The sequence below is a fragment of the Bacillus sp. FSL K6-2841 genome, assembly GCF_037976435.1.
GTDB lineage: Bacteria > Bacillota > Bacilli > Bacillales > Bacillaceae > Bacillus > Bacillus pumilus.
The window spans coordinates 746267-759723 of the sequence record NZ_CP150266.1; the positions used below are offsets into that span (position 1 = coordinate 746267).

Consider the following 13457-nt stretch of genomic DNA (forward strand, 5'->3'; position numbering starts at 1 on the left):
AACATTTTAGCAGTCATCACTTATTTCAGAAAAATGTTTTGGTGTTTTTTGAGAGAGACAAAAATGTCTCTCTTTTTTATGAAGCAATATGGATTCTTTCACCATTTCAATCCAAAAATGTACCTGATATTTTTAATTCCTATTATTCAATTGATTCCATTTCCACTCACTAAATTTTCTGACGATCATATCTACCACAATGTAAAATGGCAGAAAGCTTGAGTTGTCCACTTTGTTATACAAAGGAAACGGGGTGCTGCTTACATAGATGTTAAACATGGCATTTTGTGCAAGGAAGTTATTTCTCAATGTGGTCATACTGATAAATTTGATATGTCTCGTTTTCACTAATTGAATGATTTCATCTAGATTTTTCGATTCGCCTGATAAAGAAATGATAAATAAAAGGTCATTCTCACCAAATTCAATGATTCCATCTGTTAAGTCTCGCTTGCTTCGTAATACTTGAGATTTCTTATGCAGTGACCATAGCTGCCGTTGTACATCATTGGCCAAATCGAGCTGTGCAGTTCCTGTACCATAAATATAAATATACGGTGCACGATCAATCAGCTGATTTAATTGATGAAAGTCCAGCTGCTCCATATATTTTCTTGTCTGCCTTATATCTTGATCGAGTAGTTTCATTAAATCCTGTGTTGATTCTTCAGTAAGATGATTTAATTTCACATAAGACTTTAAGTCACTGTAGCCGTCGAAACCTATTTTTTTGGCAAGTCGATGGATGGAGGAGATGGAAGTATGAGCATAACGAGCAAGATCCTGAATTTTCATTGTCTTCATTTCTTCAAGATGATCGTGAATCGTTTTAATAATGTGCAGGTCATTCTTATTTAAATCCTCGAAGTATTCATTTACCAGCTTGTCCAATATCATGCGATGTACCCTCCAACATGAAAATATTTTCTTCCTGTGAAAATATAATCTAATGTTACAACTTGATTTCTAAATACGTCAATCCTATTGGTTTTTGTAAGCGCTCCCTTTACAGTGGTGTTATGGATCAAACAAAGGGGTGATGCTTATGAATGCAATCAAGCGATTTGGCAGTGCTATGGTAGTTCCAGTCCTTTTATTCGCGTTTTTTGGTATTGTTGTCGGCCTTGCGACTTTATGTAAGAATCCAGCGATTATGGGGGATATGGCTGCAGAAGGTACGATGTGGTATAAGGCTTGGACACTGATTGAAAGTGGAGGGTGGACGATTTTCAATCATATGGAGCTGGCATTTGTGATTGGCTTGCCGATCTCTCTTGCAAAAAAAGCGCAAGCACGTGCGACGCTCGCAGCTTTGATGATTTATCTTGTGTTTAATAATTATATTCATGCGATTTTGACACTTTGGCCGTCCACTTTTGGTGTTGATTTATCGCAAGGAGTCGAGAACGTAGCGGGTGTAAAAGAAATTGCGGGTATACCTACGCTCGATACAAGTATCATTGGTGCGGTGATGATATCTGGAATTGTGATTTGGATTCATAATCGTTTTTATGATCAAAAACTGCCTGAAATGCTCGGGATTTTCCAGGGGCTTGTCTTTGTTGTCATCATCGGATTCTTTGTGATGATTCCTATTGCTTTTGTCGTTGCTTTTGTATGGCCTTATGTTCAGCAGGGAATTCATTCTCTCCAAGGGTTCATGGCACAGTCTGGTTATATTGGTGTCTGGCTGTTTCATTTTTTGGAAAGGGTGTTAATTCCAACAGGACTTCACCATTTTATTTATACACCTTTTGAGTTTGGTCCAGCGGCTGTAAATGGAGGGTTAAAACCATATTGGATTGCTCATTTAAATGAATTTGCGACCTCAACTTCCGATTTGAAGGATCTTTATCCATACGGATTTTTACTGCATGGAAATATTAAGATGTTCGGCTGTTTAGGGATAGCTCTAGCGATGTATTTTTCTACCCCGAAAGAAAACAGAAAAAAGGTTTTGGCATTGGTATTACCCGCCACATTAACAGCGGTATTTGCCGGAATTACAGAACCACTTGAATTTACATTCCTATTTCTCGCGCCTTATTTATTTGTCATACATGCACTTCTTGGAGCAACCATGGTGACAATCATGAATATGTTTGGTGTTGTCGGAATGATGGGTTCCGGGCTTATTGAAATAGCTGCTTTGAACTGGATTCCGCTCTCTTCAAATCATGGAGGGATTTATCTGATCCAAGCCACAATTGGATGTCTATTTACAGCATTGTATTTTGTCATATTTAGATGGGTGATTGTGAAATTTGATATTCCATTACCAGGACGAAAACATGAGGAGGAGACGAGGCTATATACAAAACAAGATTATGAGAATGCTAATAAAAAGGATCATAACAAAAAGGAAGTGCCCGTTTATGCGTCTGAGTACGAAGAGAAAGCCGTTTATTTCTTAGAAGGCCTTGGCGGTAAAGAAAACATTAAAGATGTAACAAACTGTGCCACGCGTCTGCGTATTACAGTGATTGACCCTAGCTTGGTGAAAGATAGAGAATACTTTACAAAAAATAAACTGGCACATGGAATGGCTAAGAGTGGTCAAAGCATTCAAATCATCGTTGGCTTAAGTGTACCGCAAGTGAGAGAGTCCTTTGAAACAAAACTTTCATTAGATTGAAAAAGGAGCTGGATATCATGAAAACATTTAATATTACGATCGCTGGAGGCGGAAGTACATTTACACCGGGAATCATTTTGATGCTGTTAGACTATTTAGATGAGTTCCCAATTCATACAATTAAACTTTATGATAATGATGAAACTAGACAAAAGACAATTGCAGATGCTTGTGAGATTATGTTAAAAGAACGAGCGCCAGAAGTTCGACTGCTGGCAAGTACTGACCCAGAAGAAGCCTTTACTCAAGTCGATTTTGTGATGGCACATATCCGTGTCGGCAAATATGCAATGCGTGAATTAGATGAGAAAATTCCATTGAAGCATGGAGTCGTTGGGCAGGAAACATGCGGTCCAGGGGGAATCGCTTACGGTATGCGGTCCATTCCAGGTGTCTTAGAACTTGTCGATTATATGGAAAAGTATTCTCCTGAAGCTTGGATGTTAAACTATTCTAACCCTGCAGCAATAGTAGCAGAGGCAACACGTAAGCTAAGGCCGAATGCCAAAATTTTAAACATATGCGATATGCCGATTGGAATTGAAGAATTGATTGCAAAGAATTTAGGCTTATCTTCACGTAAAGAACTGGAAGTAGATTATTATGGTTTGAATCATTTTGGCTGGTGGACAGATATTCGAGATAAAAAAGGAAATAGCTTAATGCCTGAGGTCATTCAGCATGTAAGCCAGCATGGTTATGCAGCAGATGGAACATCTGAACTAGAACAGCAGAAGAGCTGGAACAGCACATTAAAAAAGGCTAAAGATATTCAAGCACTTGATCCAAAAACGGTACCAAATACGTATTTGAAATACTATCTATTTCCAGATGAAGAAGTGGCACATTCAAATATAGAGTTCACACGTGCCAATGAAGTGATGGAGGGACGGGAAGCCTTTGTTTTTAGTGAATGTCAGGCCATCATTGATAAAGGTACTGCAAAGGAAACAAAGCTAGCCATTGATGAGCACGCTTCCTATATCGTTGATTTAGCAAGAGCCATTGCTTTTAATAAAAAGGAACGGATGCTGATGATTGTGGAGAACAATGGCGCAATCAGGAACTTTGACCCAACAGCTATGGTCGAAATTCCTTGTATCGTTGGCAGCAACGGTCCAGAAAAGTTAGTGGTTGGAGAAATTCCTAGATTTCAAAAAAGTCTCATGGAGCAGCAAGTTGGCGTAGAAAAATTAGTAGTAGAAGCATTTGAAGAAGGGTCCTATCAAAAACTATGGCAGGCTATTACATTATCGAAAACGGTGCCGAGTGCTAAAGTAGCAAAAGATATTCTAGATGACTTAATTGTGGCAAATCAAGCCTTTTGGCCAGAGTTAACATAACACGAGAATAAGCAATATGGGCGTGACAATGCTCATATTGCTTATTTGTTTTTTCAATCGATGGCTTGTGAAGGAGACGAAAAGCCCCCTTTTTCAAAAAGGGGGTCACATTTCCTTACTCCGCACTCTCCTCAACCTCACGGCTATCCTCTGTTTCGCCAATATAAATAGGACCGTTTGCGTGGTCGATTCGTATGGGCCATTCGTATGGGACTTGCAGGCGTCGTGCGATGGCTCTCCAAAACTTTGCAGAATCAAATTCTAGTTCTTGAAAGTCTTTGAGCAATTCTTTATAAGAAGATCCGTCAAATTGAATGTACGAGTCTTGAAGACGCATAAAGGCGTAATGTCTCACTTCTAATGCTGCCGCAGCTTCCATTTCTTCTTCTGTTGCTTCACCAATGATTGTTCCTGCGGGCGGAAGCATGTCATATACGTTAAATTCCTCTTCTTCTTCGTGTGCTGCATTGTGCTGTTGATCTGACATTTTGTTCACTCCTTCTAGTTTTCATCAAATTTGATTCGTGCTTACCTCTATTATCGGAAGGATATGCGAGATGTGGAATGAAAAAAAGAAGTAGATCCACAATACTTGCTTTTTCTTCTTGAATCTTTTATGATCAATTACAGATATAAAAGGTCTATAATAGATAGAAAGGAAATCGTCTGATGAAATATTCTAAAGCAACCAACTATGCGCTTCATACGATGGTATTTTTAACGCTTGCACCAAAGGGGAAAGCAATTGGCGTTGAGCCTCTCGCCAAGATGCAAGACCTTTCATCCACTTATTTATCCAAAATTTTAACAAAGCTTGTGAAGGCAGGATTGATTGAATCAACACCTGGCGCAAAAGGTGGTTACACCATTCTGAAAAAGAAAGAGGACATTTCATTTTTAGACGTCATTCAAGCGGTAGAAGGTCAAACCAATTTATTTCGTTGTTCTTTAGAACATGATTCTTTCATGCCTCATGATGGTTGTTTGATTGAACAAGCCATGCAGGATGTTGAAATGAAAATGCAGGAAACGCTTAGTCAAAAGCGGTTAGTTGATATCGCTAGCCAAATTGAGCAGACAGAAAAAAATCCATTTTTCAAGATGTGATTTTTTTTTGAATAAATTATAGATATTAAGAGTCTTTAAAGTCTTGAATAAAAAGGAGAGATTTATATGTTATTAGATTGTGCCATTATTGGAGGCGGACCAGCTGGATTAAGTGCAGCACTTGTTGTGGGGCGAGGCAGAAAACAGGTCATTGTATTCGATGACAAGATGCCAAGAAATCGAGTGACTCAGGAATCACATGGGTTTATTACAAACGATGGGATGACACCGTTTGAGATCAGACAAGCGGGCGAAGCAGATCTTCAAAACTACCCCAATATCCAAATCAAACGAACTAGAATTGTTGAGATACAAAACAATGAGGACAACTTTGCGTTACTGACACAAGAGGGAGAAAGATTTGAAGCGAAGAAAATCATATTGGCAACAGGACTAAAGGATATACTGCCAGAGATGAAGGGGATTCATGAAGTGTATGGAAAGACGTTGTTTAGCTGTCCTTTCTGTGATGGCTGGGAGCTAAAGGACAAGCCGCTTGCTCTCATTGCTGAGAATCCACGCGCCTTGCATATGGCTAAACTTCTTTCCAATTGGACAAAGGATTTGATCGTGTTTACGAATGGACAGCAAGTGTTTGCTGAAGAGGAGAAGGCATTGCTATCAGCACATTTTATCCAAGTCATTGATGTACCGATTATGTCCATTCATCATGAGAATGGGCAAATGCACTCTATTCACCTTGCGAATGGGGAAACGGTGAATAGAGAAGGCGGATTTGTCGCAAGTGAATTCAAACAGTCAGCTCCATTTGCTGAAAAAATAGGCTGTCAAATGACGAAAAATGGCGGTATCGAAACAGATATTCTTGGACGTACAACCGTCAGCGGTGTCTTTGCATGCGGTGACAATTTAGGCGGGCCAGCTCAGCTTGTCCTTGCCGCAGCAGCTGGAAGCCAGGCAGGAATGGGCGTCATTCATGAACTTGTGCAGGAAGAATTTCAACAAAAAACATCTCTATGAAAAGAGATGTTCAGCGATGAGCAGTTTTCCTTTTTGCTAAGACGTGAGCTGTCCATTCAAAAAGTGCGTAGATAACAAAGAAGATCAGGATCCAGCTGCTGGCATCGACCCATACATTGGTGATATGAATGATGTTCGCCTGATCAAGTCCAGCCTGTATCCACATAGTGATCAATGCGGTGAGGAACACCTGTAAAAACCATTTTTTCAATTGGTCACACCTCCATCTCTTTCTATCATATAAAAAATGACAGTTTATTTCCAATTGTATTTCCATCAATTTCAACGGTAAAATAAGAAATAAAACCAATGGAAGGACATGACATGAGCGATCAAACGAATAGTTTTTTAAAAAGTCATTTTCCTAATCTTGTCCTCACGCCGCCTCTTTTTTATGGGTGGTCTTTTGGACTTCGCTTTGAAGTGGCAGATTGGTCATTAGGAGAAAAATCAGTTGTATTAGAAAAAGCAGGGGATCGTGCTTTGAAAATTGTCAGATATGCTTTTGACCCAGAAGACGATATTCTATTTGTCACGGATGTCTATACGCAGCATGAACATGAATTAACGAAGCAAAAGCTCCTAGTTTATCAGAAATATGTTCGCCGGCAAGTACGCAATCGATTGCGTCACGAGCTTTTGACCTATGTCAGATCAGATCTAGATGAGCCCCTGACATTGGAGAGATTTACACTGACTTGCAAGCTGCAAGATATCCGATTACGCCCACTTCTACAAGCCATATGCCAAGAGGACTTTTATGCACCGAATCAAATTTTGAACGGGAAGCTTGGTTATGAAATTTATCTTATCAATCTCTCAAAACAGATGATTTTCCACTTATATGATGATCGAGGCTGTGATCTTATTGCGGCAGATGCTGAGCGTCTTCGGCCAGTCTATGAGGGCTTGCAGCACTGGCTATTAGACTATGATCGCCCTCAGATGGACCAGCTGTTTACAGAGAAATAAGAAAACCGCACTTTGACAAGTGCGGTTCTGTTTTATGCTTCTACTTTATTGAAGAATTGTGGTAAATAATCTTTGTGTGCTTCTAGCATCTCATCTAGGATGCTTTTTGCAATGGCATCTGATGGGACGAGTGGGTTGATCGTCATTGCGACAAGTGCTGTGTTGTAATCTCCTGTCACGGCTGCTTCAGCGGCAACACGTTCAAAGGATTTAATTTGAGAAATCAGTCCTTTGACTGCGACTGGCATTTCGCCAACAGCGATTGGTTTAGGACCGTCTTTTGTGATGACGCAGTTCAGTTCTACAGCAGAATCATTTGGAATGTCACTGATGGCACCATTGTTGATCGTGTTTACAGGCTGAATGTCATGCTTGTCGTTATAAATCGATGCGATCAAGTTACACGCTGCATCACTGTAGTAAGCACCGCCTCTTTTTTCAAGCTGTGGCGGCTTAATATCAAGATTAGGGTCTTTGTAAAGCTCGAATAGGTCATTTTCTAGTGCACGAACGACTTCTGCACGAGTTCCTTCATTCTCTGCTGCTTTCTTTTCTTCAGCCAGCATATCACTTGTTTTGTAGTAGTAGCGGTGATATGGACATGGAATCACGCCAAGCCCTTTTAAGAAATCAGCATCCCACGGAATGGCGTGAATGTTGTTCATTGACATCGTAGAGTTTGGATCTGCCATGTCTTCGATGACTTGATCCATAATGCTTTTACCATCTAAGAATACGTTGAGTCCGAAGACCATATGGTTTAATCCAGCAAAGCTGACCTCGACTCTGCTTGCGTCGACATCAAGTCCTTTGGCGATTCCCATGCGAATGCCGATTGGCACGTTGCATAAGCCAACGACTTTGCGATGGTTTGAATAGCGAAGAACGGCTTCTGTGACCATACCAGCTGGGTTGGTGAAGTTCACAAGCCATGCATCTGGGCATAGTTCTTCAATATCTTTGACAATATCTAGAATCACTGGAATGGTACGAAGTCCTTTGAATAGACCTCCTGGACCATTCGTTTCCTGACCAATGACATCATATTTTAAAGGAATGCGTTCATCCTTCATACGTGCTTCAAGAAGTCCGACACGGAATTGTGTTGTGACGAAATCAGCGCCCGCAAGCGCTTTTCGGCGATCTAATGTTAAATGAACCTCGATTGGAAGTCCTGCTTTTTTCACCATTCGTTTGGCAAGATCTCCGACGATTTCAAGCTTTTCTTTTCCTGCTTCAATATCGACAAGCCAAAGCTCGCTAATCGGAAATTCATCGTACCGTTTAATAAATCCTTCTACAAGCTCTGGTGTATAGCTTGATCCTCCGCCAATTGTGACAACCTTTAATCCTTTTGCCATGTGCTGCACCTCCGAATAATGTAACGCGCAATGTTATAATAGAGAAAAGCCAATTCTTTTGTTTGTACATCTATAGCTTATCGTGAGAGCATCTCGTGCGTAAATGACTTCAGCGTCTTTAGGCAAGGGTGCCCTATTTAGAGATTTGTTACATAAAAGAAACACATTGTGACATGCTGTTGGAGAAAGGGGAAGTCAGATGTTTTCAAGTGAGGTCATTTCCAGCTTTAATGAATTAGAAAGCGCTCTATACCGATATATCATGGAAAACAGTGAAAAGGTCGTGTATATGAGAATTCGGGACTTAGCAGATGCTGCCCATATTTCCACCTCGTCTGTCCTTCGCTTTTGCCGAAAAGTGAATTGTGAGGGTTTTTCAGAGTTTAAAGTGAAACTTAAAATGTATTTAGAATCAGAGCGGACACCTACTTTAAAAAGCACCCAGCACTTTCTATATGAATTTATTGAACGCACACTAAAAGGGGACTTTGAAGGGAAGATTAAAGAGGCAGCAGGGCTCATTGCCGATGCGAAAAATGTGCTGTTTATTGGCACGGGCAGCTCTGGTATTTTGGCGCAGTATGGGGCAAGGTACTTTTCAAGTCTTGAGAAATTTTCATTTTACATCAATGATCCGTTTTTCCCGATGAATATGCAGTATTTAGACAATAGTGTCACCATTGTGCTGTCGGTATCAGGGGAGAACAGTATTACGATTGATCATATTTCGAAGTTAAAAAGAGAAGGCAGCACAATCATTAGTATTACAAACAATCAGCATTGTACAATTTCTCGTATTTCTGATTTAAACATTGCTTATTACGTGACAGACGAACGGGTTCACAGAGCCAATATTACGACACAGACGCCCGTTGTGTATATTTTAGAAGCGATGGCGCGTGATATGTTCGCAATGTTAAAGGAAAAGTAAAAGAGCCGCTGCATGAATCAGCCGCTCTTTTTTTTCTGCCTCATAAAAGAGAGGAAGGCAATACCGGAACAGATGAGCACAAACAAACCGCCCAGCAAATACACAGTCCTCGCTCCGAATGCATCTGCAATCAATCCAACAAAGAAAATAGATAAACCGACAGATACAGAGGAAAGGACGTAATGAGCCGAGTACACCTTTGATAAATCTCGGACTGGCGTTTCCGTTTGAAGAATAGTCTGCTGTGAAACATCCCGAATTTGATAGGCAGGCCCCATTAAAATACAAAGCAGCAAAGCAAGCCACGGCAGGCTGTTCAGTGAGTAGACAATGGTCAGCACTGCATAAATGAATGAACCAGCTGCCATAAAGAGAAGAAGCTGCTTTTGAATGAACCGGCTTATCCACGCAGCCAAGAGCCCGCCTAGAATGGCGCCGGTATAATAAGCGGCATTGATAAACCCCCACCAATCTTCACTTTTGTTTAAATCTTGTGTGACAAAGGCAAGCGTAATCGCCCCGATCCACACAGCGCCTGCTATATTTTCACACACATCCATAAAGGTCAGGGTACGAATTGTTTTGTTTGTCCAAATGATCGTCCAGCCATCCTTGAAACTGTTCATTTTATTTACTTTTCGAACGGGTTCTTCTTGCTGAAGAAGAGGAAATATAGGGAAGAAAAACAAATAAGATAACACTATCATCAAACAAGTGATCCACATTAAATAAAAGGGACCAATGAACAGAACGAGCATTCCAGTAAACGAATAGCCGGCAATTTGAACCGTTTGTTGAAAAATGGAGGCTGTACTGTTCGCTTTCACAAGCTGATTTTCTGGCACAAGCATCGGCATGATGGCCTGTAATAAAGGACTAATGAATCCGCCTGTGATGGAAATGAGAATGAGTGCAACAAATAGCCAAACCATATGCTGCTGAAAGAAATGAAATTGGGCTGTAAAGACAATGAGCATCCCAAGACGTAAAAGCGGGACCCATTTCAACAGCCGGCCTGCTTGAAAGTGATCTGCCAACATAGGAGAGAGGAGCCCAGCTAATAGCTGGCATAGCGTTCTTATTAGCGGAAATAAAGCCGCATACGCAACAGATTGTGTATCTTGATAGATCACAAATGTGATCGTCATGACAAATAGAATATCACTTAGCATGAGAAGGCTTTTACTGCCTGTATAGTACCAAAACTGATTTCCCATATCCAACCGGCTCCTTTCCAAAAACAAGTTCAGTATAGCATGGTGAAGAACGACTCAGAGGCTTTTCATTGAAAAATACATCTTAAGGATGAGAGGATTGTGATAAGCTAAATGAAAGACATCGTAAGGAAAGGGGTTCAAATCAATGAAAGTTCTGCCAGCACATGAATACTTGAATCAGAACAGCATCCCATATGAGATCAAAACATTTTCTTCCGAAACAGAGAAGGGAGCAGCAAATGTAGCAGCTGCCCTTGGTTTTCGTGAAAGACAAATGATTAAGACATTGATTTTTGAAACAGGGGAAGGGGAGCAGCTGCTTGTGATGGTTGGCGCAGACCAGCATATTAAGTCAGGGAAACTAAAGAAAGCGGCTGGTTCCCGCAATATTAAAATGGCATCACCAGAGAAGGTTCTAGAAGTGACAGGCTACCGAATTGGTTCAATACCGCCGTTTTGCTGGCAGCCAGAAGGTTTCCGCACCATCATCGAAGCTTCGCTATTAGAGGAAGAAATATTAGGTGTTGGAGCAGGTGAATGGGGAAATGAAATACTGATCACACCAGAACAATTAGTGAAAGCCTCAAAGGCTGTACCGTATGACATCGTGCAGCCAGCAGAATAGAAAAAAGTGCCTGTTTCTCATACAGGCACTTTTTTAATTTGCAGCCGGCTCCTTAAATGGACCGATACCCTTCATTTGCAGGAAGGCATCCACGGTTCTATTTTCTTCAAGGTCATTCGTCCGTTTACAGATCACAACAGGTCTGACGATTTCTATGCCTTCGATATATACTCGCCCAATCTCTTTCCGCTTGAGACTGCCCTGAACCGCATCACGGGGAACAAGCGTGATTCCATAGCCAGCTTTGATCATTTGAATCGCTTCATGAACACCGCTGAATTGTAAATCAACAGTTGGTTTTTTTATTCCTTTCGAGGTGAACAGGGAAAAGAGCTTATCTCTTGTGGAGCTGCCTTCTTCACGCATCAAAAAAGGCTCTAGACTCAGGCGCTCTAGCGGAACGGTTTTTCCGTTCAACGGATGGTCTGCTGGCACAATGAAATCATAGTTTAAATTCGTCAAATGGGAGGTAACGATCTCCTCATGATGCAAATCTTCAATTACAGCGATGGCGACATCTGATTTGTATTGAAGCAGGCTCTCTATCACTTGAGCGGAGTTTCCGCTTTTTAATTCAATTTCTGTCTGTGGAGCTGACGTTTTAAATGCAGCCAGCCAATCAGGCAGTAAAAAGTTGAGTGGTACGTAGGTAGAAGCGATGCGGAGGCGCCCCTTCTTCCCGTTTTGTAATAGCGTGATCTGATATTCTACTTCCTTTTCAGCCTCAAACACTTGCCGGGCATAAGGTTGCAGCATCTTTCCCATTTCTGTGAGTGCAATGCCTCGGCCGTTTCGTTTAAAAAGGCGAAATCCGATCTCTCGTTCAATGCTTCTAAGCTGAGCCGTCACAGCTGGCTGTGTTAAAGATAGTGCATCTGCAGTTTGTGTGACGCTTTTTGTCTCTGCGACCTTTGCAAAAATCCGAAGGGCATGTAAATTCAACTTTGCACCACCTATCAATTATTTTGATAAAACAATCAAAAACATTCATTAGATTTATTATAAGGCATCCCTTATCGTAAAGGTAGCGAAGGGGGAAGAAAAAATGGATCGTCGTCAAAAGCAAGTTGTGTCAATATCGCTCATCACAGCATTTGCACTTATTGGGGATTCAATGCTCTATATTGTTCTCCCGGTCTATTGGAAAGAGATTGGTTTATCATCCATTTGGGAGGTCGGGTTACTGCTGTCCATTAACCGATTCATTCGTATCCCGCTAGCACCTGTCGTATGGTGGCTCTATCGATATATCCCAATGAAGACAGGCGTATTGATCGCGATTTTGATCGCGTCAGTGACCACGATATTATATGGGATGAGCGGCTTTTGGCTGCTATTGATCTGCCGCTGCGCATGGGGGCTTGCTTGGACATTACTCCGTATGAGCGGGATGAGGGTTTTGGCTGAAATGGACGAAGGCTCACAAGGACATTTGACGGGGCTTTATAATGGGCTTTACCGGCTCGGCAGTTTATTTGGCATGTTATGTGGCGGAATATTTGCCAGCTTGATCGGCTTCCAGTCCATGACGCTAGTCTTTGGTTTACTCACATTGATGGGGTGCATTTTTTATGTATCGTTGGATGAAATTGAAAAGAGAGAAGGCATGCAGGTGTATCAGGGCATCAAACAGAAGTGGTTTACACGAGATGTGGTTAAAGTACTGATAACAGGCATGCTGATCGCACTGATCATCCAAGGTTTATTCGCATCCACGCTGAGTCATGTCATTGAAGCAAAGATCGACCAAAATCAATTGACTCTGTTTGGCTTTGTCATCGGAGCTTCGGCATTAAGCGGTGTGATTCAAGCAATCAGGTGGGGATGGGAACCCTTTGTCGCACCGAGAACGGGTAAATGGTTTGATCGGCTTGTGATGAAGGAACGAATGCTATGCTGGATGTTTCTTTCATTTGGAGGGCTCAGTTTTCTTGGGGTCATGCTGAAGGTAAGCGGCTGGTTCCTATTGATGCTGCTTTTGCTTCAGCTGCTGGCAACGATTGTCACAACGTTCACCGATACACTTGCCTTTCAAAAAGCCTCTGCTCAAACAGATAAGAACCGCTTTCTCGCCAGCTATTCTTTTGTTCAAGATATGGGGGCTGCTTTAGGACCTTTGTGTGGGTATACATTGATTCAGTTTTTCGGAACAAACAGCGTTTTTTGGCTGATGCTCGTCATAAGCTTCATGCTTGTCAGCATGTGGGTAAGAGGCGGGCAGCATGTTTCTTCTAGTGCAGCGTAAAAAAATAAAGCGCTATATAAAAAACTGCCTCATGCAGCTG

The 13457-nt window shown here is 41.4% G+C and carries 14 protein-coding genes; 8 read left to right on the forward strand and 6 right to left on the reverse strand.

From position 1 onward, the window contains the following. Window positions 1–132 precede the first annotated feature (132 nt). On the reverse strand, window positions 133–897 hold the full coding sequence (locus tag MHH68_RS03550; protein ID WP_339165172.1) for a MurR/RpiR family transcriptional regulator: 765 nt from the start codon (window positions 895–897) through the stop codon (window positions 133–135). A gap of 148 nt (window positions 898–1045) precedes the next feature. On the opposite strand from MHH68_RS03550, the gene MHH68_RS03555 reads away from it, so the two are divergent. Both MHH68_RS03555 and MHH68_RS03560 read left to right on the forward strand, forming a co-directional pair. Next, complete coding sequence (locus MHH68_RS03555) at window positions 1046–2635, forward strand: alpha-glucoside-specific PTS transporter subunit IIBC (protein WP_339165174.1); 1590 nt, start codon at window positions 1046–1048, stop codon at window positions 2633–2635. Window positions 2636–2652: 17 nt separating this feature from the next. Next, on the forward strand, window positions 2653–3978 hold the full coding sequence (locus MHH68_RS03560; RefSeq protein WP_180309429.1) for a 6-phospho-alpha-glucosidase: 1326 nt from the start codon (window positions 2653–2655) through the stop codon (window positions 3976–3978). 115 nt (window positions 3979–4093) lie between these two features. On the opposite strand, the gene MHH68_RS03565 is transcribed toward MHH68_RS03560, so the two are convergent. Further along, window positions 4094–4465 carry a hypothetical protein gene (locus MHH68_RS03565; RefSeq protein ID WP_024718616.1) on the reverse strand — a complete coding sequence of 124 codons (372 nt, stop codon included), beginning with the start codon at window positions 4463–4465 and terminating at the stop codon, window positions 4094–4096. 182 nt (window positions 4466–4647) lie between these two features. On the opposite strand from MHH68_RS03565, the gene MHH68_RS03570 reads away from it, so the two are divergent. Then, the gene (locus tag MHH68_RS03570) at window positions 4648–5085 is read left to right on the forward strand and encodes an Rrf2 family transcriptional regulator (protein ID WP_106031366.1); all 438 of its coding nucleotides are present in this window, start codon (window positions 4648–4650) and stop codon (window positions 5083–5085) included. A gap of 66 nt (window positions 5086–5151) precedes the next feature. Further along, the gene (locus MHH68_RS03575) at window positions 5152–6066 is read left to right on the forward strand and encodes an NAD(P)/FAD-dependent oxidoreductase (protein ID WP_339165177.1); all 915 of its coding nucleotides are present in this window, start codon (window positions 5152–5154) and stop codon (window positions 6064–6066) included. A gap of 10 nt (window positions 6067–6076) precedes the next feature. Here MHH68_RS03575 and MHH68_RS03580 read toward each other — a convergent pair whose 3' ends face one another. Further along, window positions 6077–6277: a hypothetical protein gene (locus tag MHH68_RS03580; RefSeq protein WP_061407050.1), complete on the reverse strand. Its 201-nt coding sequence runs from the start codon at window positions 6275–6277 to the stop codon at window positions 6077–6079. A 113-nt stretch (window positions 6278–6390) separates the two neighbouring features. On the opposite strand from MHH68_RS03580, the gene MHH68_RS03585 reads away from it, so the two are divergent. Beyond that, window positions 6391–7038, forward strand: a complete 648-nt coding sequence (locus tag MHH68_RS03585) for a DUF3885 domain-containing protein (protein WP_268497716.1) — start codon at window positions 6391–6393, stop codon at window positions 7036–7038. Window positions 7039–7070: 32 nt separating this feature from the next. Here the strand turns inward: MHH68_RS03585 and MHH68_RS03590 are convergent, their stop codons facing one another. Further along, complete coding sequence (locus tag MHH68_RS03590) at window positions 7071–8399, reverse strand: 6-phospho-beta-glucosidase (protein ID WP_268497715.1); 1329 nt, start codon at window positions 8397–8399, stop codon at window positions 7071–7073. 199 nt (window positions 8400–8598) lie between these two features. Between MHH68_RS03590 and MHH68_RS03595 the strand changes: the two genes are divergently transcribed. Beyond that, complete coding sequence (locus tag MHH68_RS03595) at window positions 8599–9330, forward strand: MurR/RpiR family transcriptional regulator (protein ID WP_268497714.1); 732 nt, start codon at window positions 8599–8601, stop codon at window positions 9328–9330. 17 nt (window positions 9331–9347) lie between these two features. On the opposite strand, the gene MHH68_RS03600 is transcribed toward MHH68_RS03595, so the two are convergent. Continuing rightward, a complete protein-coding gene (locus tag MHH68_RS03600; protein WP_268497713.1) occupies window positions 9348–10547 on the reverse strand; it encodes an MFS transporter in 1200 nt (399 codons plus the stop codon). 145 nt (window positions 10548–10692) lie between these two features. Between MHH68_RS03600 and MHH68_RS03605 the strand changes: the two genes are divergently transcribed. Beyond that, window positions 10693–11172, forward strand: coding sequence for a YbaK/EbsC family protein (locus MHH68_RS03605; RefSeq protein ID WP_144521521.1), 480 nt, complete (start codon window positions 10693–10695; stop codon window positions 11170–11172). A gap of 33 nt (window positions 11173–11205) precedes the next feature. Here the strand turns inward: MHH68_RS03605 and MHH68_RS03610 are convergent, their stop codons facing one another. Further along, entirely contained in the window at window positions 11206–12114 is a 909-nt protein-coding gene (locus MHH68_RS03610; RefSeq protein ID WP_061407054.1) for a LysR family transcriptional regulator, read from the reverse strand. Window positions 12115–12217: 103 nt separating this feature from the next. Here MHH68_RS03610 and MHH68_RS03615 point away from each other — a divergent pair, with 103 nt between their 5' ends. After that, window positions 12218–13417 (forward strand): MFS transporter, encoded by a 1200-nt coding sequence (locus MHH68_RS03615; protein ID WP_268497711.1) that lies wholly within the window; start codon window positions 12218–12220, stop codon window positions 13415–13417. Window positions 13418–13457 lie beyond the last annotated feature (40 nt).